This window comes from Bacillus sp. FSL W7-1354 (assembly GCF_038002405.1).
GTDB lineage: Bacteria > Bacillota > Bacilli > Bacillales > Bacillaceae > Bacillus > Bacillus paralicheniformis.
On the sequence record NZ_JBBOCL010000001.1, the window covers coordinates 2890120 to 2910246 of the forward strand.

19 protein-coding genes and 2 pseudogenes are annotated in these 20127 nt (G+C 47.4%); 5 read left to right on the plus strand and 16 right to left on the minus strand.

All coding sequences use genetic code 11. From position 1 onward, the window contains the following. Position 1: 1 nt before the first annotated feature. The 7 genes from dhbC to btr all read right to left on the minus strand — a co-directional run bounded on the left by dhbC (position 2) and on the right by btr (position 7786). Positions 2-1192, minus strand: coding sequence for an isochorismate synthase DhbC (gene dhbC, locus MKZ04_RS14750; RefSeq protein ID WP_242653369.1), 1191 nt, complete (start codon positions 1190-1192; stop codon positions 2-4). A gap of 24 nt (positions 1193-1216) precedes the next feature. Beyond that, the gene (locus MKZ04_RS14755) at positions 1217-1996 is read right to left on the minus strand and encodes a 2,3-dihydro-2,3-dihydroxybenzoate dehydrogenase (protein ID WP_035400343.1); all 780 of its coding nucleotides are present in this window, start codon (positions 1994-1996) and stop codon (positions 1217-1219) included. Between the two features lie 223 nt (positions 1997-2219). Next, positions 2220-3068 (minus strand): alpha/beta hydrolase, encoded by an 849-nt coding sequence (locus tag MKZ04_RS14760; RefSeq protein ID WP_075212899.1) that lies wholly within the window; start codon positions 3066-3068, stop codon positions 2220-2222. Between the two features lie 40 nt (positions 3069-3108). Further along, complete coding sequence (locus tag MKZ04_RS14765) at positions 3109-4128, minus strand: FecCD family ABC transporter permease (RefSeq protein WP_075212898.1); 1020 nt, start codon at positions 4126-4128, stop codon at positions 3109-3111. Beyond that, positions 4121-5125, minus strand: a complete 1005-nt coding sequence (locus MKZ04_RS14770) for a FecCD family ABC transporter permease (RefSeq protein ID WP_075212897.1) — start codon at positions 5123-5125, stop codon at positions 4121-4123. Before MKZ04_RS14770 ends, MKZ04_RS14765 begins: the two co-directional genes overlap by 8 nt. 17 nt (positions 5126-5142) lie before the next feature. Next, positions 5143-6099 carry an iron-hydroxamate ABC transporter substrate-binding protein gene (locus tag MKZ04_RS14775; RefSeq protein ID WP_023857101.1) on the minus strand — a complete coding sequence of 319 codons (957 nt, stop codon included), beginning with the start codon at positions 6097-6099 and terminating at the stop codon, positions 5143-5145. 91 nt (positions 6100-6190) lie between these two features. Continuing rightward, positions 6191-7786, minus strand: coding sequence for a bacillibactin transport transcriptional regulator Btr (btr, locus tag MKZ04_RS14780; RefSeq protein WP_023857100.1), 1596 nt, complete (start codon positions 7784-7786; stop codon positions 6191-6193). 332 nt (positions 7787-8118) lie between these two features. On the opposite strand from btr, the gene MKZ04_RS14785 reads away from it, so the two are divergent. Further along, a complete protein-coding gene (locus MKZ04_RS14785; RefSeq protein WP_031305133.1) occupies positions 8119-8505 on the plus strand; it encodes a DUF5362 family protein in 387 nt (128 codons plus the stop codon). A 45-nt stretch (positions 8506-8550) separates the two neighbouring features. Here MKZ04_RS14785 and MKZ04_RS14790 read toward each other — a convergent pair. After that, positions 8551-8640, minus strand: a pseudogene (locus MKZ04_RS14790) (NAD(P)-dependent oxidoreductase); the annotation flags it as partial. A 111-nt stretch (positions 8641-8751) separates the two neighbouring features. Between MKZ04_RS14790 and MKZ04_RS14795 the strand changes: the two are divergent. Next, positions 8752-9264 carry a GNAT family N-acetyltransferase gene (locus tag MKZ04_RS14795; protein WP_025810650.1) on the plus strand — a complete coding sequence of 171 codons (513 nt, stop codon included), beginning with the start codon at positions 8752-8754 and terminating at the stop codon, positions 9262-9264. Positions 9265-9337: 73 nt separating this feature from the next. Here the strand turns inward: MKZ04_RS14795 and MKZ04_RS14800 are convergent. Then, positions 9338-9507, minus strand: a pseudogene (locus MKZ04_RS14800) (SOS response-associated peptidase family protein); the annotation flags it as partial. A 69-nt stretch (positions 9508-9576) separates the two neighbouring features. Then, positions 9577-9978, minus strand: a complete 402-nt coding sequence (locus MKZ04_RS14805) for an Rrf2 family transcriptional regulator (RefSeq protein ID WP_020453242.1) — start codon at positions 9976-9978, stop codon at positions 9577-9579. Between the two features lie 174 nt (positions 9979-10152). On the opposite strand from MKZ04_RS14805, the gene MKZ04_RS14810 reads away from it, so the two are divergent. Beyond that, positions 10153-10536, plus strand: a complete 384-nt coding sequence (locus tag MKZ04_RS14810) for a GRAM domain-containing protein (RefSeq protein ID WP_224146338.1) — start codon at positions 10153-10155, stop codon at positions 10534-10536. 38 nt (positions 10537-10574) lie between these two features. Here the strand turns inward: MKZ04_RS14810 and MKZ04_RS14815 are convergent, their stop codons facing one another. From MKZ04_RS14815 to fdhD, 3 genes are all read right to left on the minus strand, one after another. Then, on the minus strand, positions 10575-11054 hold the full coding sequence (locus MKZ04_RS14815) for a hypothetical protein (RefSeq protein WP_023857096.1): 480 nt from the start codon (positions 11052-11054) through the stop codon (positions 10575-10577). 152 nt (positions 11055-11206) lie between these two features. Then, on the minus strand, positions 11207-12232 hold the full coding sequence (moaA, locus tag MKZ04_RS14820) for a GTP 3',8-cyclase MoaA (protein ID WP_023857094.1): 1026 nt from the start codon (positions 12230-12232) through the stop codon (positions 11207-11209). A gap of 14 nt (positions 12233-12246) precedes the next feature. Beyond that, positions 12247-13038 carry a formate dehydrogenase accessory sulfurtransferase FdhD gene (fdhD, locus tag MKZ04_RS14825; RefSeq protein ID WP_023857093.1) on the minus strand — a complete coding sequence of 264 codons (792 nt, stop codon included), beginning with the start codon at positions 13036-13038 and terminating at the stop codon, positions 12247-12249. Between the two features lie 266 nt (positions 13039-13304). Between fdhD and MKZ04_RS14830 the strand changes: the two genes are divergently transcribed. Both MKZ04_RS14830 and MKZ04_RS14835 read left to right on the plus strand, forming a co-directional pair. Next, entirely contained in the window at positions 13305-14567 is a 1263-nt protein-coding gene (locus MKZ04_RS14830) for an L-lactate MFS transporter (RefSeq protein WP_023857091.1), read from the plus strand. A 33-nt stretch (positions 14568-14600) separates the two neighbouring features. Next, entirely contained in the window at positions 14601-16952 is a 2352-nt protein-coding gene (locus tag MKZ04_RS14835) for an FdhF/YdeP family oxidoreductase (RefSeq protein WP_161517456.1), read from the plus strand. 50 nt (positions 16953-17002) lie between these two features. Here MKZ04_RS14835 and MKZ04_RS14840 read toward each other — a convergent pair whose 3' ends face one another. The 3 genes from MKZ04_RS14840 to spoIID form a co-directional block, all read right to left on the minus strand. Next, on the minus strand, positions 17003-17695 hold the full coding sequence (locus MKZ04_RS14840; RefSeq protein WP_023857089.1) for a VWA domain-containing protein: 693 nt from the start codon (positions 17693-17695) through the stop codon (positions 17003-17005). Between the two features lie 370 nt (positions 17696-18065). Next, on the minus strand, positions 18066-18752 hold the full coding sequence (locus tag MKZ04_RS14845) for a VWA domain-containing protein (protein WP_341046230.1): 687 nt from the start codon (positions 18750-18752) through the stop codon (positions 18066-18068). A 316-nt stretch (positions 18753-19068) separates the two neighbouring features. Then, on the minus strand, positions 19069-20085 hold the full coding sequence (gene spoIID / locus MKZ04_RS14850; protein WP_023857085.1) for a stage II sporulation protein D: 1017 nt from the start codon (positions 20083-20085) through the stop codon (positions 19069-19071). Between the last annotated feature and the right edge of the window lie 42 nt (positions 20086-20127).

Sequence of the window (20127 nt, forward strand, 5' to 3'; positions counted from 1 at the left end):
GTTATTCACTGTTCATTCCCATCGCAAGAAGCATCGTCCGAAACTTTGCAGACGTTTCTGCAAGTTCTTCTTCAGGCTTCGATCCGGCGACAATTCCGGCGCCTGCGTACAGCCGCAGCGCGTGTTCCTCCGCCTCAGCACAGCGAATCGTTACGACCCATTCACCGTCACCGTCCGCGTCACACCAGCCGACCATACCTGTGAAAAATCCGCGGTCAAACGGCTCAATCTGTTTAATCGCTTCTTTCGCCGCATTCGTCGGCGTGCCGCAAACAGCGGGCGTCGGATGAAGAGCGGCGGCGAGCTCTAATGATGATACAGAAAGATCTGTAAGCTCTCCCTTCAATTCAGTTGAAAGATGCCACATCGTCGGCGTGCTGATCAGCGATGGTTCCGGCACCTCCAGCTTTCGGCAAAACGGCTTGAGCGCGGAAGCAACCGCTTCGACTACGACCGCATGTTCGTGACGGTCTTTAGGAGAAGCAAGCAGTTCAGCCGCCCTTCTTCGATCTTCTTCAGGATCATCGCTTCGAGGTCTTGAACCTGCTAAAGGATTTGCCGTAACGCGGAACCCGGACCGTGATACAAGCAGCTCAGGACTTGCGCCTATCAAAGTGGTACGAGGCGCTTCCGGCGACTGCCCGGTTAAATCAACGGCAAAGTTGTACCCGCTTGCATTGCGGCGGGCAAGATTTCGCAGCAATTGATCGATATCGACTTTGATCGGCGAGGTCAGCTGCAAAGACCGGGAAAGGACGATCTTACTGTATTCTCCTGCTGCTATACCTGCCAACCCTCGTCTGACCCCGGTCATATACGCTTCCGGGCTTGGAATCTGCTCGATATCATAGGGGTACAGGGCAGGTTCAGGCTCCTCTTTACCGTCTTCTTCACATGTCAGCGGCCCCGCCTGCCACGCTTCGACCGGCACGGTTAACTGCGCCGGCTTTGCATCGTCAAACGGCACAGCTCCGACCACCATCGGATTTTTCTGCCCGTTCTCCCTCGCTTTTTTTAGAACTTCCGCAGCCCGCTGAGCAAGGCTTTGCTCTTCCGTTTGAGAAACAGAAGCCAAAACACCTTCCGCCAGAATGGTCCGCTCAGGGGAAGAGAAAAAGAATGAAGCTCCGGCCTGATATTCCTTCAACAGCTGATCGGCAAGCGCTTCTGACACGACATGACGTTCTATCATCATTAAAACCTCCTTTAGATTGAATCAGGCTCCAAGCGTTGCTCCGCCATCGACGCGCAAATCGTGCATCGTAATATGACGAGCCCCGTCAGACAGCAAAAATACTACAGCATCTGCAATATCAGCCGGCGAAGCCAATTTTCCGAGCGGGATTCCCGTTTTGAATGTTTCAAGTGATCCTTCAATTACGCCTTGCGCAGCTTCCTCACCTTGCCATAGCGACCGCTGCATCGGCGTATCGGTTGATCCGGGCGATACGATATTGCAGCGGATATTGTACTCGGCAAGTTCAAGGCCGAGACATTTCGTAAACATTAAAGCGGCCGCCTTAGAGGCCGCATAGGCGGCCATATGCATACGCGGCACTGCCGCCGCATTTGATCCGACAGTCACGATCGCTCCAGTTCTGCGCGGAATCATCCGGCGGGCGACGGCACGCGATACGTTAAAAACCCCGGTAGAGTTGACGCTGAACGTCTTCTCCCAATCTTCATCACTCAATGAATGGATCAGACCCGTTCTGAGCACGCCGGCTACATTGACAAGCATGTCTATCGGACCGATCTCGCGTTCAACATGGGCCACAAGCTGATCGACGGCGGCACTGTCGCCCACATCCGCGGCAAAACCGGAACCCTGCAGATCTTTTCGTTCAAGTTCGGCTTCAAGTTCAAGCAGCCCTTTTCGATTTCGATCAGCTGCGGCAACAAACACCCCGCGTTCAGCAAGCGACAGAGCCACTTCTTTGCCGATTCCTTGCGAAGCCCCAGTCACCAAAGCAACCTTGCCTTTCACTCTTATCATTTCCTTTCTTAAAAACGGCAGCTCCCAAGTCTCAAAGAGTCACTGCCAAAGCTAAATTCTTAATTGATAATGATAATCATTATCGTTCAAAAATATAATATACCAATAAATGCAAACGGTCAAATCGTTTTCGATTGTTTATCCGTATCAATGCTCATGGTATATTATCTGTTATCCATTCTTATCTTTTCTTAAAGCTCGGGGCGCCGGAAGCGCCCCGCTGTCAATCAGGCTTGAAGGCAAACTGGAGCGCTCTGCTGATTAACACAGGCAGAACCGATATATGACCTTCCCCTTTAAATTCATGGTACTCCGCGCGAATCCCCTGCTTTTCCAAGGCGGCCAAGCGGGCGGCCAGCCTTTTTGCATTGTCGTTCATTCCGCTTTTATGCGTCTTTTCAAGCTCTCCCGCCCCGAGCAATACCTTTACATCGCCATCCGCTTCCTGCAGCTTCGAAATAAAGTCATGCTCCTCATCAAAAAAGGACGGATGCCAATGGATGGACGGACTTCCGGCGATATATGTCTGGAACAGGGCCGGTTTTGTAAACAGGGTCTGCAGAACAAAAAGTCCGCCAAGGGAATGACCGAAAATCGCCTGCCTTTTCACATCAATCGTGAATTCCTGTTCGATCTCCGGCTTTAACTGCTGTTCGATGAAGGACAGAAAAGCTTTCGCCCCGCCCGGCTCCGGCCAGTCTGCTCCATCAGGTCTCCTGGGCAGCTCGGCGCCCGAATCCGGCAGAGTAAAATCGTAATATCGCCCCCGGTCAAAGGGAGCGTCGGTTTCATAGCCGATGCCGACGATAACGGCCGGCACGACGCCGGTTTTATCGGGACGACGCGACTGCATCCGCAATGCCTCCACCATTGTTCCAAACACGGAATTGGCGTCAAGCAGATAAATTACGGGATATCCTGCGGGCGGCGGTTCCCCAAATGGTTTCGCAATAAAAATCCGGTATGTGCGGCTCCCATCCGTTGAACGCATGCACCGCTGTTCTGTCCCCGGTATCGCCACCGGAATACATTCAGCAGCATTGACAGACTGCTGAAGTTTTTCTTGAGCCATGTGATTCTCCCTTCCCCTCTTTGATTGAGCTAAAAACAGTCTAATGAACCGTCTTTTTTTGTTTAAACAGTAAAAATAAGAAGTAAGGCACACCGAAAATGGCGAGGATGATACCCGCCGGCACTTCGGACGGCTGGAACAGCAGCTTTCCGGCAAAATCGGCGCACAATACGAGAAACATCCCGATCAATCCGCTTAACAGCAATGAGTGGCGGTGCAGAACGCCGACGAGCCTCCGCGAGATGTGCGGAGCAATCAGGCCGACAAATGCCATGCTTCCAGAGATAGCCACACAGGCGCTGATGATGCCGACACAAGCCGTCAGCAGCACCACTTTTTCAACATTGGCGGATACGCCGAGACTCTTCACCGTATCTTCATGAAAGCGAATGGTATCGAGCAGGCCGGATTTTGTCAGCAGGAATGGGATGAGAAGCAGCAGCCACGGCAGTGCCGCTTGAATATACGTCCAATTCGCTGACCAGATGCTTCCGTTTTTCCAAACCATGGCCATTTCGTGGTCATTCGGATTCATCTTCAATGACAGGTACAGCGAAATAGCGCTGAAACCCGAATTGATCGCGATCCCAACGAGAATAATTCTTCCCGAATCCAAGTTGCCGCCATGCCAGGCAAACATAAAAATGAATATCGCCGCCAAAATGCCCCCGATCAAGCCGAAGAATGGCATCCCCATTGCAGCGAGCAGGCTTGTCGTTTCAGTCTGGCCTTGAAAGATCAGCATGTAGCCGACGATTGCTGCACCCGCACCGGCATTAATCCCCAGGATTCCCGGGTCAGCCAGTCCGTTCCTTGTCATCGCCTGGATAACGGAACCGGCAATGCCGAGCCCAAGACCCACGAGTGCTGCCGTCACAATCCTTGGAAGACGCAGCTCAAAAAGAAGAATGGCGTATTGCTCATTCGGATTGATGTGAAGCAATGTTGATAACAGCTCAGCCGGATGTGCGACAAACGATCCTACTGTTATGCTGAGATAACAGATTGTGAGAATCAGCACAATAAAAACAGCATAGATGACTGCAACCTTTTTAGGCACGCTGCTCCCCTCCTTTTCTTTTGATCAAATAAAGGAAGAAAGGAACGCCGATCACCGAAGTGACGACTTCAATCGGTGTCTCAAACGGATAGTTGAGCAGCCGGCTGAGAAGATCGGCCAGCGTCAAAAAAATGCCGCCGAGAACGCAGGAGCATGGAATCATCCGGCTGTAATCCGCCCCGACGAGAAAACGCGTAATATGCGGTACAATCAGTCCGACAAAAGCAATTTTTCCCGCCATGGCGACGGAGCAGCCTGTCAGAATGACAACCGCTGCCATCACTGTCCATTTGACGGCCTGCTTTTTCTGGCCGAGGCTTTCGGAAATGTCATCTCCCAATGATAAAGCTGTCACTTTTTTGCTGAGAGAGAGCGCCAGAATGATGCCGATCACAAAAAACGGCACAGCATACTTCAGCAGCTCGGGATTCAATTGATGCAGCCTGGCGCTGTACCAGAAGCTGACGTCCTGGGAAATTTGAAAGTAAATCGACATCGCCGCTGACAGACTGCTGAGCAGCATGCTTGTGACCGTTCCGATGATGGCAAGCTGAACCGGCATAAAACCGTTTGGAATCACCGAGGCGAGGCCGAAGACGAGGCCGGCGCCAACGGCTGATCCGATAAACGAATAGCCCATCATCTCCAGGGAGGTCGAACCCGGAATCACCACCATCAGCAGCGTGATCACAAATGCTGATCCGTCGGAAACGCCCATAATCGACGGAGAAGCTAAATAATTTCGGGTGATACCCTGCATAAGCGCACCGGACACCGCCAGCGCCGCTCCGATTAAAAGAGCGCCGGCAGCGCGCGGAAGGCGGGAATGCCAAATGATTTGATGATCTGTGTTGCCCGGATCAAAATGCAGCAGCGCTGAAAAAATCACTTCGGGCTCAAGCTGTTTTGCACCGTAACATACCGACAGAAAAACGGACAGCAGTATGGCAAACGGAGCAGAAATCATAATGATGCGGGTCATTTGCTTTGAATGCATAGCTCAAGGAACCTTTTCTATTTGTTCTGCGCCAATTTCTCAGCTGCAGCCTTTAAAAATTCAACCTTGCTCCATGCCGTGCCGCCCTGCGCAAGCGGATCTACAGCATTGACAAATACATGGTCATTTTTCACTGCAGAAATGCTTTTCCAAATTGGATTATTCTCTAGATCTTTCAACGCATTCGGCTTGTCTGCATTCTCATCGTCGGAGAATTGAACAAACATATAGTCCGGATTCATTTCGCTCAGTTTTTCTAAAGAAACCAACTCCTGGGCTTTTGCCGCCTTGACTTCTTTTGGAGCTGTGAAGCCGAGCTCGCCGTATAATGTGGAATTAAAGAATACGTCTTCCGGATAGATAAAGACATTGCCTTGTCTAATTCTGACAACGAGCGCTTTTGTATCTTTGGCCGTTTTCTCAAGCTTTGTTTTTGCTTCCTTAAGGTCTGCTTCATAATCCGAAATAATCTGCTTCGCTTTATCTTCTTTGCCTGTCAGTTCAGCCAGCAGATTTAAATTGTCTTTCCAGTTTGAAGAAACGTGGGAAACAGGAATCGTCGTCGCGATGTTATCCAGTTTTTTCACCACTTTTTCCGGAAATTTCGTTGAAGCCAGGATGACATCCGGTTTAAGCTCAAGAATTTTCTCCAGATTCGGTTCTGTTTTTTCACCGACGGCAGCTGCTTTGTCAGTAATGCTCTTGAACAGGTCCGGGAACTTTCCGGAGAAGGAAATGGCACCGGCCGGGTGAACATCCAGAAGCTTGGCATCTTCCATCGATTCCACGCTTCCCGTAATGACGATTTGTTCGGCCGGGGTCTTCACCTTGTATGTATGATCGAGGTACTCGATGCTTTTCTCAGCTGATGCTGAGCTCTTGCCATCGCCGCCCGCCTTTTCTTTGCTGTTCCCGCATCCCGCTGCGCCAAACGCGAGAAGGAGAATAAATAATAAGATTGATAGTTTTCTCATCTGACTGAGACCCCCTGATTTAATTGATAACTATTATCAATTAAAATTATAGGGTTGCCTCTTCGATAACACCATGGATTATATCCGGCAATTAAAATGGATTTTTTCCGGACAGCAGCCGAACCGCCTGGCGAATGATTCGTTCATGGCTGCATGCGGAATATTCCCGCCAAGGATCTGAATTCACCTGATACACCCGGTGATGCCGCACCGCTTTCAAATCCTGCCATGCAGCCGACTGCTGCAGCTCCCGGTAGAATGCCAGCGTCTCGGGCTCTTTAAAAATGAAAATCATGATGATATCCGGCTGATATGCCGCAATCGTTTCGATGGAGACGGACCGGTCAATCGGTTCTTCCAGCGATACAGCAGGTTCAAAGCCAAGGTCGCCGAAAAATACATCTTGAACAGAGCGGTTATGCGCCAGATAAATCTCGTGTTTATGCAGGCGCAAAAACAAAAAACTTCGGCGTCCGCAGATTGGATAAAGCGTTTCTTTTGCGGTTTCGGTGAGACGCTGGTAAGACAGCAGCCATTTCTGAGCCTCCGCTTCTTCATCCAAATGGGATGCGGTCAGCATAAAATGCCTCCTCCATTGTTCCTGTGAAGGCAAAAAGAAGACATCGGCGATCGACTGGAGTTGTTTCCGTTCCTCGTGAGACACGCTGTCCATGCTGATAATGAGCTCAGGGGCAGCCGATGACAATGTCCGCAGGTTTTCTTCCCACGGCTCGTGAAAGCGGTAAGCGCTCAGATGAACCGGAATATCTGCCGCGTAATGTTTATAGTAATACGATGTCCACTTCGGATGCAGAGAAGCTGCGTAAGGAATGAGGTGCAGCGGTATCAGCTGACCGATCGTATTCTGGCCGTAGGCCGCCAGTTTCCTGCGCCTTTTTTTCATATAAACGGTCGGGGATAAGCCCGTATGCTTCTTAAATGTCCTGCTGAAATAAAATTCATCCTGATACCCGATTTGGCTTGAGATTTCCCTCAGCTTGTAGCTTGCTTTTGCCATCAGCTGCTTTGCTTTCGTCATCCGCGTCTCAGTGATAAACTCTGTCACGCTTCGACCGTACAGCTTTTTGAACGTTTCGCTGTAGTGCTTCGCGCTGATTCCGGCCATTTGCGCGAGTTGATCAAGCGTCAGGTGTGCATCTGAATGCTCTTCAATATACTCCTTTGTTTTTCCTATGGCTGATGCGGTGTTTTCGGGATGGGTCAGTTTAGCCGAATAGATATCGTACAAAAGCTGCTGCAGGTCTGCTTGGCATTTCAGCTCCTGGAGTGCTGAAGATGCCGGCCATAAGGCGGAAAGTTCCTGAAGGCGGGAGGCCAGATTTCCGACAGAATGGACATTCATCATCTGAAGGTCGGAAAAAACGTCAGGATCGGTGTCTGCTTCAAGTGTCAGGCGGCGGTCGTCATAGCTGTAGGGCTGCAGCCTGATGAGATACCCGCTGATTTCAGCTGACGAAGCTGTGATTCCGAATGTTTCATAAGGCGGAACAATATACAGCGTTTCTTTTTGGAGCGGACTGCCTGATGCCTGTATATCAATTCTCCCTTCACCCTTCAAGTGAAAGATCAAAACAAAAGAGTCTGCCAGCTGCTGTTCATCCGGAAGATCGCCGGGCTTTCTTATATGATCGACTTGCAAGAGACGATAGAAATAAGAAGATTTCATAGAAAAACCGCCTTTCTTAACACCAGTAATATCACAAAAATAAAAATGCCCCTAAAACAATATGGTAAATTGGTTGCGGGGTTCTGGTCCGGCACAAAATACCAGTTTGCAAGGTGCATTTCACATCACTTATAGCAATATGCTTCTTACGATTTACTATAACACAGTCGCTTTTATTGGGGAATAATGTTGTCAGTGCGGTCATTTGCCCAATGTGCACTTTAAAATATAATAAAAAATCAATACTTATCATTTCAATATCTTTTTGCCTGGTGTATAACTATAGAGAAATGACTATATTTAAAGGGAAGGCGTGACTTCTTATTTTGGAAATGACATCCAGCATGAAAAAATCGCTTGATGCGATTGCAAAATGGGGGAAAATAACCGGCGTTTTTATGATTATCGGCGGAGGCATCTATGCTTTCTTCGGAATTTCTTTGCTTATCATCGGAGCCGCTCCAGGTGTGCTGATGATTTTTTCGGGGATCTACCTTATAAAATCGGCAAACGCCGCTCAGAAAATGAGTGATGACATGCCGCAAGAACCGCATGAAGCCTTGCTTGACAACTATGTGAAGTTTATGAAATGGCAATTTTTCTTCTTACTATCCATTATTGTGATCTTTATTTTATGCATAGTCGCCTTTTTCTTCCTCATCTTTTTAGGTATTCTTACTGATTTACACAGCGGATATGATCCTTATTATTATGAATGAAAATCAAAAGCCTGTCTCGGGAATTGATCCCAAGACAGGCTTTTATTATTCGGCTTCACCGACAACAGTGAAACGCTCATTGATATGCTCGCCTTTTTCAGCCTCGTCCACCACTGCAATGGCATAGTCTGCATGAAGATACAGGCTGAGCTACTTGCTTTGTGCCAGATTGTTGAATAAAGATCGTCTTTAAAGAGGTCATTGTTGTCTTAATATCGAAATAAAGAGTGATGGGAGGTTCGTTTCATGCATATCACAACAGAAAGGTTATTGATACGTGAATTTGAATTTAAAGATTGGCAAGCTGTATATGAGTATACATCAGATATTAATGTGATGAAGTATATACCGGAAGGCGTTTTTACTGAAGAAGATGCAAAGGCATTTGTAAATAAAAACAAAGGGAATAACGCTGAAAAATTCCCTGTCATACTAATGGATGAAGATTTACTTATAGGCCATATTGTTTTTCATAAGTATTTTGGTGAACATACATATGAGATCGGGTGGGTGTTTAATCGTAAATATCAAAATAAAGGGTATGCTTCTGAAGCAGCAGAAGCTATCTTGAAATATGGATTTAAAGAAATGAACTTACATAGGATTATAGCTACGTGTCAACCTGAGAATATTCCATCATACCGAGTGATGGAGAAGATTGGAATGAGAAGAGAAGGCTTCTTTAAAAAATGTATTCCCAAAGACAATGAATGGTGGGATGAATATTATTACGCTATTTTAAAGGAAGAGTGGAATTGAACGATGTTGAATTGGCGATACAACAAAATATCACCGACTACTTAGAACATAGTAGCTAAGCGAAGGTGATATATTAAGCGATATGCTTCCCTACATCAGCATCATATGGCTGCAGCAAGCTTTGTAGATATGCAGTTTTAAGTGAGCCCTCCCTTTTCATTCTCATCAGTAAGGATAACCGGCATACGATCATGAATGTCCACCATAGGCCTCATAAGGCTGTGTTGTGATGATTGTGGATGTGTCATCAATAATATTTCCTTATTTGTAACAAAATAAGTTACATGTTGATGATGAAACATCATCTCTTATTTAAAAGAGATGAGTTAAGACGTCTTTAAGAGACTTGCTGGCCAATTCGTTCTCCATCGCCTGCTGAACGCTGTGAAACGTTTGGTCAAGCGTTGTTTGAATTTGTCTTCCAACCGGACAGTTTGGATTCGGCTTGTCATGAATCGCAAACAATTCCTCTTGCGGCTGAACCGCGCGGTAAATATCCAGCAGAGATATATCTTCAGGATCTCTTTTAAGGGTTGCCCCGGCCACTCCCGGCCGCGACGTCAGAATACCGCCTTTTTTGAGCTGGCTGATCATGCGTCTGATCACAACCGGGTTCGTATTGACGCTCCCGGCGATCATTTCCGAAGATTCCCGCGGGTTTGCAGCGATTAGAGACAAAATATGAATGGCCACTGAAAGACGGGTGTTCACCATAAGTTTTCACCACCGATGTAATTATTATAGTTACAGGATAAGTTTTTTGTCAACTATTATCATATCCTTAATAATCGTAAGAATAAATAAAATTTTTTTCAAACCACCTTCATGTCTCACTTTGGAACTTTTTCATAGGATCTTTCGTATTGATTGATGAAAGGAGTGTTTTCAATGAAAGAGATAGCAGAAGGAAAAGCAGCTTTGGATGTCCGGCTTGAGCCGAATGAAGAGATCAGATCTATTATTCTTTGCGCTTATAACGCGAGACTGTCTGCACGTTACACTCCTTACAGAGGCGTGCTTGCGGCCACTGACAGGAGGCTCATGTTTTATTCTTCTCTGTTTGGCGCCCCTTTTCACCTTGACATCCGCTATGATACCATCTCCTCGTTCCGCCGCGAAAAAGGGCTGATAACAGGAGGCGATCACCTCGTCGTGATGAACAACGGGGATCGGGAAGCATTTCAATATTTTAGCGGCTGCGATGTTTTGGAAACCTTCATCGAATCCGTTCGAAAGCTAAGGAAACTGCCTGAAGACATCATGCATGTCTGAAAAACGCCGGCTTCGGGTTGTGCCCGCAGCCGGCATACTCAATTATTAATCTCGTACTTCTCCCCATATCTCAGCACTTTATAAATTGCCATTCCATCAGATAGATGATTTTCGGAATATCTCACGGGAATCAGAGCAAAAAATACATAATAGGTTGAAAAATAAACAAACTGGTAGAAAAAAATATTTTCGGGTATGATGTCTTTGATAATCAGCAGATTGACAATAAAAATAGACGCTAAATTAAACAGCGATCCGCCGGCATAAATCATCGCATTTGTAAAACGGTTATCGTATTTCAGATCTCCGTATTTGCAGAAGGAATCCATGAAGTAAACACTTCTGATTTGCACAGGGCCGATTTTCAGCAATTTTTTGCCCATCCCGATTTCAAGCGAAGATTTCCCGCCGAACAACACCGCCATGACGCTGTGGCCCAAGACATGAAGCACCGACACGGCGGGAAAAACGATCAAGAACGACCAGAAGAATTTGACAATATCCTGCAGTCCGAACATTCAATCATCCTTTCTGTTTCAGCCCATGTTTTTTAAAGAATTTCCGCTTTTCCCCCCGTATCAAACCTGTCAATATGCAAGTCAAGCCGGCCTCTGAAGCATGAAAAAAACCGCCCATCTTTTCAATGGACGGCTCTCTCCAAGGCGGTCAATTATCCTCCTATATAGGACATTTCAACCTTTTTCCGCGGAGCCGCTTTTGAAAGAGCGCGGTCGAGCGAATACTGGTCATCGCGATTCCGCCAGACGGTGCCGATCGCCTTAGCCAGCTCCTGATCGGTCTGCCCGCTTCTGATCAGAGTTCTTAAATCAAACCCGCTCGATGCGAAAAGACATGTGAAAAGCTCGCCTTTCGCTGATAGTCTTGCTCTGTTGCACGTGCTGCAAAAAGCATCGGATACAGAAGAGATAAAACCGATTTCTCCTGAACCGTCCAGATATCCGTACCGTTTGGCGACTTCTCCTTTGTAGTTCGGGTCGATCGGTTCAACCGGCATGTCTTCATTGATGATCCGGATGATATCCGCTTTTGTCACCACTGACTGACGGTTCCATTCATTTGTGTTCCCGACATCCATAAACTCAATAAACCGCAAAATATGGCCTTTTTCTTTAAAATAGCGGGCCATCGGCAAAATATCCTTTTCATTGACCCCTTTTTGGACGACCATGTTGATCTTGACGCCGAGTCCGGCCTCTTTCGCCGCTTCAATTCCGGCCAGCACCTTGCTGACGGAGACGCCTCTGCCGTTGATCGCTTTGAAACGCTCGTCATCCAGGGAATCCAGGCTGACCGTAACCCGTTTCAGCCCCGCTTTTTTCAGCTTGTCAGCGTAAACCGGCAGCAGAACGCCGTTCGTCGTCATCGCAATATCGCGAATCCCTTTGATCTCCGCAAGCTTCCCGACCAATTCCGGCATATCTTTTCTCATCAACGGCTCGCCGCCGGTGAGGCGGATTTTTTCCACCCCGAACTGATGAACAAACAGCTTGGCCAATCGTTCAAGCTCTTCAAAGGACAACAGTTCGCCTTTTGGCAAAAACGGATAATCCTGTCCAAAGATTTCGGCAGGCATGCAATACGTACATCTTAAGTTGCAGCGGTCGGTGACAGAAATTCTTAAATCCCGAAGCGGCCGGCTTTTCTGATCCAAAACTTGTTCACTGTTGTTGTTCACGCCTGTTGCCTCCTTTATGTTAACTGAATTCGCTCGTGATGCGTATATACATTAAATGACCGGTTCCTGGCAAAACCAATCGTCATGATATTCAGCTCCTCTGCCATTTGAATGGCCAGCTCGGTCGGCGCCGACTTGGAAATGACCGCGGAAACCCCGATTTTTGCGGCTTTAAGCAGCACTTCCGAAGAAATTCTGCCGCTGAACACGATCAGCTTGTCGCGCACAGGGACCTGGTGAAGCAGACAATATCCGTACAATTTATCAAGCGCATTATGTCTTCCGATATCAGATCTGACTGCAATCAGCTTGTCAGTGCTGCACAAAGCGGCATTATGAACGCCCCCCGTATGGCGAAAAAGCTTGCTGTTTTTCTGCATGTCGCGCATCAGCGCCAAACAGTTCTCAGGCGTAATGGTCACGCCGTCAATCGCCGTTTTTGCGGTTTTGACGTCCTGCTGGAAATAAAAATGCCGCCCTTTTCCGCAGCAGGAGCCGATCACCCGCTTCGTGTAATCCTTCAGTACCAGCTTTTTTGAGCTGACAAGGTCGACATATGCGAATCCGAGACTTTCATCTATTGTAAACCTTTTAATCTCATTTTTAAATCGGATCACACCTTCAGACGCGAGAAATCCGATCACCAGTTCTTCCAGGCTGTCCGGCGAACAAACAAGCGTGACAAATTCCTCACCGTTCACCATGACAGTCAGGGGGAATTCCGTTGCCATCTGATCTTCTTGCTGTGTCATCTCTCCATTATCATAACGGAAAATTTTTCGGCTTGTTGTGATGTTTTTCCCCATGAATAAACCCCGCCCCTTTGTTTCTTATCATATCTATTACTATACTCGTCTATCATGCCGTTTCACAACCGTCAGGTCAAATTTGGAAGCTTCATCTTGTTGATAGCTTGAAAACATGATATTATTTTTTAAAAGTTCAAAAAATATACACTTTTCAAACAGACTGCCTTTCTTCGCAGCAACCCCGGAAACCGCTTTCAAACAATCGCTCCCCGGCAGCCTTCTGTCTTTATGACAAGCCTTTCTTTTCCACAGGAGGTTCTCGCATGAAAAAAGTGAAAAACAGGTGGCTCATTGCTTTATGTGCTGTAGGTATTCATTTGTCTATCGGGTCTGTATACGCATGGAGCGTCTTTACAAACCCGCTCGCTGAAACCTTCGGCTGGAGCCTCAGCCAGATCAGCCTGACGTTCAGCATCGCTATTTTATTTCTCGGTCTTTCAGCCGCATTTTTGGGGCACTTCGTCGAAAAGCACGGCCCTAAAAAAGCAGGCATGCTCGCCGCTCTTTTCTTCGGAGCTGGCGTGACGTTTTCAGGCTTCGCCGTTCAGATCGGCTCCCTTCCCCTGCTTTATTTGTTTTACGGCGTCTTCGGAGGAATCGGACTCGGCGTCGGCTATATTACGCCCGTATCTTCGCTTGTTAAATGGTTTCCTGACCGCCGCGGCTTGGCTACGGGGCTAGCCATTATGGGATTCGGATTTGCGGCCTTGATCAGCAGCCCGATCATACAGATGCTGATCTCAGCGGTCGGTATAGCCAATACCTTTTTTATTCTCGGCATTTGCTACTTTCTTGTGATGATGCTGTCTTCGCTTTACCTCGCTCCGCCGGAAGACGGCTGGAAGCCTGAAGGATTTTCAACCGAAAAAAACGGAAAGGCGCAAAGCGCCGATATTTCCCAGCTGACGGCAAATGAAGCCATTAAAACGAAACGCTTTTATTATTTATGGCTGATGCTTTTTATTAATGTTACGTGCGGAATCGCCATCATATCCATCGCTTCGCCGCTGGCGCAGGAAAGTGCGGGCATGTCCGCCGCCGCTGCTGCCGCTCTCGTCGGCGTTTTGGGCGCATTTAACGGCTTAGGGCGGATCGGCTGGGCCTCAGCATCTGATTACATCGGCCGGCCGAATACGTATACCGTCTTTTTCGCTGTACAGCTGATCGCCTTTCCGCTTTTGCCGTTTATTTCTGACAAGGCCGTATTCTCTGTTTTGATGGCATTGATCTATACGTGCTATGGAGGCGGGTTTGCCGCAATTCCGGCTTATATCGGGGATTTGTTCGGAACAAAGCAGCTCGGTGCAATTCACGGATACATTTTAACGGCATGGGCGGCGGCAGGACTTGCGGGCCCGATGTTCTCTTCTTGGGTGCGTGATGCAACAGGAAGCTACAGCCAGAGCCTGACGGTTTTCGCAGCACTGTTCGCCATCGGCCTGTTCATTTCGATCTTCATTAGAACCGACATTAAACAGTTGCGAAAAAAAGCGGCGGTTCATGTCTCAAACTCGATAAAAGGATGATCTGGCAGTATCCGCTGGAAAGGAGAGAATGGAATGGGAAAAACAAAGCATGAAGGTCCGATGAAGCTGAATAAAAAACCCGCGCCAAAACTGTGGGCGTCTTGGGCGCCGCTGGGACTCGGAAAGGTAAAGCCAAAGCATATCAGAGATACGATGAAAACGGCGTGGGACAATAAAGACAACCTTTCGTACGCCTACAGAATTTTGACGCAAGGCGTGTGCGACGGCTGTGCGCTCGGTGTATCCGGGCTCCGTGATCAGACGCTCACAGGGCCTCATCTATGCACGACGCGGCTGAACGTCCTCCGCTTAAATACGATGCCTGCGATCGAGGACAAATGGCTGTCCGCCGACATTGAACAGCTGAGAAAGCTGGATAGCACCGAGCTGAGAAAGCTCGGACGTATCCCTTATCCGCTGTCGAGAAAAAAAGGAGAACGGTCGTTTTCGAGAATTTCATGGGACGAAGCACTCAGCCGAATCGCGGACAAAATCAAATCGATTGATAAACGACAGCTCGCCTTTTATTTAACGGCCAGGGGTATTACGAATGAGGTATACTATACAGCCGCAAAAGCGGCTCGGTTTATCGGCACAAACAACATTGACAACGCCTCGCGGATCTGCCACTCGCCAAGCAAAACGGCTTTAAAAAGGTCCCTTGGCATCGGCGCCTCAAGCTGCAGCTACCGAGACTGGATCGGGACGGATGTCCTCGTCTTCTGGGGATCTGTCGCCGCCAATAACCAGCCGGTGTCAACAAAATACATGTATGCCGCCAAAAAAGCGGGAACAAAAATCATTATGATCAACCCGTACCTGGAACCTTCGATGGAGAAATACTGGATTCCATCGATAGCTGAGAGCGCCCTTTTCGGCACCAAAATCACTGATGACGTATACCAAGTCAATATCGGCGGCGACATTGCCTTTATGAACGGGGTAATGAAGCACTGGTTTGAAATGGAACGGGAGGCCCCCGGTTCAAGCATTGACCGCGCTTTTATCGAAGCACACACAAACGGATTCAATGAGCTTAAACAGCATATCGAAAAACAAAATTGGAAGACGCTTGAAGAGTCATCCGGCATATCGAAAGATAGAATGAAAGAATTCGCCATCTTGCTGGCCCGGGCGAAAACCGGCGTTTTCATTTGGAGCATGGGACTTACACAGCACCGTTTTGCGACCGACAACATTTCACAGGTGGCAAATCTCGCCCTTTTACAAGGATTCATCGGCAGAAAGCATTGCGGCCTTATGCCGATCAGAGGGCACAGCGGTGTGCAGGGTTCTGGCGAAATGGGTGCCGATCCTTTCGTCCTGCCAGGCGGTGATTTGGACGAAGAAACTACCGCACGGATCGAGAAGATTTGGGGCTTCCGTATACCGACTTGGCAAGGCGATACGATCGGCCAGACAATCGAAAACATGCTGCTGCCGAACGAAAGCGAAAGAAAAGTAAAAGTGTTTTATACAAGCGGAGGCAACTTTTTGGAAACGATGCCGAACCCCGATTTTATCAAAAAAGCATTACAGGAAGTTGAGATGAGAGTCCATCAGGACATCATCTTCAATACTTCCACCCTTGTCGATGCCAAAGAAGAAGTTATCATTCTCCCCGCAATGACAAGATATGAACAGCCTGGCGGAGGAACCTCGACCAGTACGGAACGGATGGTCTATTTCAGCCCTGAAATTAAAGGACCGCGCATCGGAGAAGCCCGTTCTGAATGGGAAATTTATATGGATCTTGCCAAACGGGTTCGGCCCGCAGACAAAGAACTGATCCATTTTGACGACGCTGCAGATATCCGTGAAGAAATCGCTGCTGCCAACCGGAATTATGACGGGATTCAGCATTTAAAAAAACGCGGAGATGTCTTTCAATGGGGCGGCGCCTGGCTTTGTGAAGGCGGGATGTGTCCGACGGCAGACGGTAAGGGTAACCTGATCCCCGTCGATCTTCCTGAAAACAGACAAACTGAAGGACGCTTCCTCGTGACGACAAGGAGGGGAAAACAGTTCAACTCGATGATTTATAGTGAAAAAGATCCTTTCAACGCGGCAGATCGCCGGGATGTCATGATCAATCCAAAAGATGCCGAGGAGCTTTATATTCAAGATGGAGAAGCGATCGTTCTATTCAACCGCTACGGAACTTTCCAAGGCCGGGCAAAATATGCCACCGTACAACGCGGAAACACGGCGGTCTACTGGCCGGAAGGAAATGTCCTGATCCCTAAAGGCGTATACGAAAACCATGCCCGTATTCCGGAATACAACACGGCGGTCATGATTGAAAAGGCGGAGATTTTCCATTCAAGAAAAGATCCGCGCTATGCAGAAAAACGAATCGAAGAACTCGAAATGTCGACAGATTAGCTTAACAGAAGGTCGGGACGGCACTGCGGCCGTCCCGCTCTCGTACGGAGTTACTGAGACAGTTTTACGCCTTCTTCTTTCCATACCTTTTTAAAATCAGAAGCTGAGTCGGCTTCAATCAATTTTCCGCCGCCAGCAGCAGCTACTTTTTTAAGCTTAGCTTTTTCTTTCACGGTTTTCACATCAAGTCCAACAATGTTGACGATTGTTTTAATGTTGGATTTGCGCAGATCTTTCGCTGCCTGAACAGGGTCTCCTCCGCATGTTTCTTCACCGTCTGTCACGATGTAAACATAATTCTTACCATCTTTATCGGCAAGATCTTCTTTTACATCATAAAGAGATTTTGCAATCGGAGACCAGCCTGTAGGCTTAATTCCGCTTAAAGCGTTTTCGAACGAGTTGGAAGAAAACGGCTGCAGATCATAGACGGTTTCCGTCGTACCGCAAGATAGTTCTTTTCCGGAGTTTTTATTGTTGCCTTTATGTCCGAACACATTCAGCATAACATTCGCATCGCTTGAAAGCAGGTCAGCAAAGTCGGTTACGGATTCTTTGGCAATATCAAATTTTCTTTCTCCTTCAACCTTTTGTGCCATGCTGCCGCTTGCATCAAGCACAACTGCAACATTGACATCTTTTTTGCTGTTGTCCGCATTTCCGTCTTCAGCCGCGAAAGCAGCAGCCGGAGCCAATGACAAAAGCATGGTGAACGTTGTTAACAGAGTAAACCTTTTTTTCACCTTTCTCACTTTCCTTTCCGCACTTTTTTTCGGACCGAACTTCCGCATGAGATCTAGTCCACCAACATCGTAAAAGAAGGCTTGATAGAAATAAATAGGCCGGATCTCCTTTTCAAATTCACAAATTCTTCATAATCCTTACGATAATCGACCGACACTTCCACTTAAGTCCTACCAAAAAAGTCCGCTAAAAGACCGTTTTCGTCCCAATAAAACAACAGTTACGACAAATTACCCCTCCAAAGGATTCAGCGGGGTTCAACGTTCTGAAACAATAACTTAATATTTGTAAAGTGTTTTACTTGACTTTTGACAATCTTTTCATCAAAAAAGGAAAGCTGCGGAAACATGTCCACAGCTTTTTTCCAGTTTATTTAGAAAGCTCGATTGCTTCCTGAGTGAAAATTCTTTTGATGTCATTTTTGGTTTTTGCTTGGAAATATTCACCGCCGCCAGCTGCTGCGATGCTTGTCAATTGTCCGTGAAAATCTCCTTCATAATCAAAGCCGATTACGTTGACAACCGCATTAGATTTGCGTAGTTCTGTTGCGACTTTTACCGGGTTGCCTCCACATGTTTCCTCACCGTCTGTCAGCAGATAGACGACGTTTTTCCCGTTGTTGTTCTGCTGGTCAAGCGCGTTTTTGGCATCTTGCAGCGCGTTTGCGATCGGTGTCCATCCAGTCGGTCCGATGCCGTTTAATGAATTGCGGAAGCTTTGCTCGTCATACGTTTGGAATCCGTACACTCCTCTGATTGCATTGCAGGATTGTACTTTTCCGGAGTTTTTATTGTTTCCCTCTGAACCGAAAACCCTCATGAGCACGTTAGCATTTTCAAGCTTAGAACCAAAGCTGAACGCCTCATTTTTGGCAAGCTCGTATTTTGAGACTCCGCCGATCTTTTTAGCCATGCTGCCGCTTGCATCAAGCATAATTGCGATGTTAGGCGAATCTTCAGCAGCTGTTACCTCCTGTTTTTTCTCAGCTGCGAAAGCAGGTGAACCAAGGCTAAGAACCATAGCGGTCAAAATCCCTAATGTCAGCTTCTTCTTCATTTCTCCCTTTCCCCTTTCTGAAATAAAGTCGTTAACACATTAATATCGTAGAAGAACAACAGGGAGAAATAAATAGGGCATGTCTCCTTTTCCTCGTTATTCATTTCAGCATACAACAAGCAGATAAAATAGACTTTATAACCTGTGAACCCTTATATTGACAAGAGATTCACGGCCTTTTGACGCTGTTCAGCAAGCCCTCCGGCACATGATTCTTGAAATATTTGTATAATATTTTGGTGTACAACAACTTCATAAGAATGCCAAATTTGATGACATTCAAAAAGACGCCGCCAATAAGGCAGACGTCTCTTTATTATTTCTTCGCCATGTATTTATTTAAAAATTCATCAGCATTGGATACGGCTGTTCCTTTGTAATAATACTTGACGATGGCTTCCGCTTTCTTGCCGTCTTTCGCCATATAATGCGCGCCGTATTGGCTCATTCCTACTCCATGTCCAAAACCCCTCGTCGTGACGGTAATCTGATTCCCGTCGCGTTTCCAATCAAAGTCTGCCGATTTGAGGCCGAGCTTTTCACGAATATCTCTTCCCTCAAGCTTCTTTCCATTAATGACAGCAGTCGCTACGCGTTTTCCCGGCGTCCTTTCAGTGATCTTCCCAATGCTGTTTGAGCTGGGCAGCTTCACGCCGAGCTTTTGTTCAAATTCAGTGACAGTAAACGTTTTGTGGTTCAGGAATTTCGGCGACTTTGTATCCCAGGAGCTTTTCACGCTTTGCAGGTACGGAATATCACTTGTCCAATAAGCCCCCGCATTCTCGGTGTACCCGTTGCTCGTCGAGAAAAACGAAGCGTCAATTGGCTTATGATCATAGGTTAAAATTTTGCCTTGCGTACTGGCGACAGCTTCGGTCACTTTTTTGATTTTCCAATCGTAATCTTTCTTCCACAGCCTGCGGAGCTCTTCTTTGTTTTTATACACCTGGAACATCTGCGTATCATCGACGAGCGAGCCCTTCGGCGATCGGACAGCCTGCTCTGATACCATTTGCCTCACAATATATGTGCGGGCCGCGAGCGCTTGTGCTTTTAAAGCTTCGATATCGAAATCAGCCGGCATTTCCGAAGCAACGACACCAATGACATACTCTTCAAGCGGAATGTCTTCAACTTTCCGGTCAGCCGTTCTGTAGACCGGAATTGAAACGGGAGACTCTTTTAAGGTGACTTTCTTTTTTTCCTCGTGTTGCTGAGCGTGCTTTTCTGTTTTGATTGCCCCCGGTCCCCCGTGAAAAGGGAGGACAAGCAGTGTTGGTATGAGTAAAATCAGCATGCAGATTCCTGCTAGTACAATAAATAGCTGTTTCAAATCAGTGCCCCCATTTCTGTTTTGTCTCTTTCATTTTATGGG

Excerpts from the sequence above, each read along its gene's own strand:
- dhbC (WP_242653369.1), bottom strand. The coding sequence starts at position 1,192 with ATGATAGAACGTCATGTCGTGTCAGAAGCGCTTGCCGATCAGCTGTTG.
- MKZ04_RS14755 (WP_035400343.1), bottom strand. The coding sequence starts at position 1,996 with ATGATAAGAGTGAAAGGCAAGGTTGCTTTGGTGACTGGGGCTTCGCAA.
- MKZ04_RS14760 (WP_075212899.1), bottom strand. The coding sequence starts at position 3,068 with ATGGCTCAAGAAAAACTTCAGCAGTCTGTCAATGCTGCTGAATGTATT.
- MKZ04_RS14770 (WP_075212897.1), bottom strand. The coding sequence starts at position 5,125 with ATGCATTCAAAGCAAATGACCCGCATCATTATGATTTCTGCTCCGTTT.
- MKZ04_RS14775 (WP_023857101.1), bottom strand. The coding sequence starts at position 6,099 with ATGAGAAAACTATCAATCTTATTATTTATTCTCCTTCTCGCGTTTGGC.
- btr (WP_023857100.1), bottom strand. The coding sequence starts at position 7,786 with ATGAAATCTTCTTATTTCTATCGTCTCTTGCAAGTCGATCATATAAGA.
- MKZ04_RS14785 (WP_031305133.1), top strand. The coding sequence starts at position 8,119 with ATGACATCCAGCATGAAAAAATCGCTTGATGCGATTGCAAAATGGGGG.
- MKZ04_RS14795 (WP_025810650.1), top strand. The coding sequence starts at position 8,752 with ATGCATATCACAACAGAAAGGTTATTGATACGTGAATTTGAATTTAAA.
- MKZ04_RS14805 (WP_020453242.1), bottom strand. The coding sequence starts at position 9,978 with ATGGTGAACACCCGTCTTTCAGTGGCCATTCATATTTTGTCTCTAATC.
- MKZ04_RS14810 (WP_224146338.1), top strand. The coding sequence starts at position 10,153 with ATGAAAGAGATAGCAGAAGGAAAAGCAGCTTTGGATGTCCGGCTTGAG.
- MKZ04_RS14815 (WP_023857096.1), bottom strand. The coding sequence starts at position 11,054 with ATGTTCGGACTGCAGGATATTGTCAAATTCTTCTGGTCGTTCTTGATC.
- fdhD (WP_023857093.1), bottom strand. The coding sequence starts at position 13,038 with ATGGGGAAAAACATCACAACAAGCCGAAAAATTTTCCGTTATGATAAT.
- MKZ04_RS14830 (WP_023857091.1), top strand. The coding sequence starts at position 13,305 with ATGAAAAAAGTGAAAAACAGGTGGCTCATTGCTTTATGTGCTGTAGGT.
- MKZ04_RS14835 (WP_161517456.1), top strand. The coding sequence starts at position 14,601 with ATGGGAAAAACAAAGCATGAAGGTCCGATGAAGCTGAATAAAAAACCC.
- MKZ04_RS14845 (WP_341046230.1), bottom strand. The coding sequence starts at position 18,752 with ATGAAGAAGAAGCTGACATTAGGGATTTTGACCGCTATGGTTCTTAGC.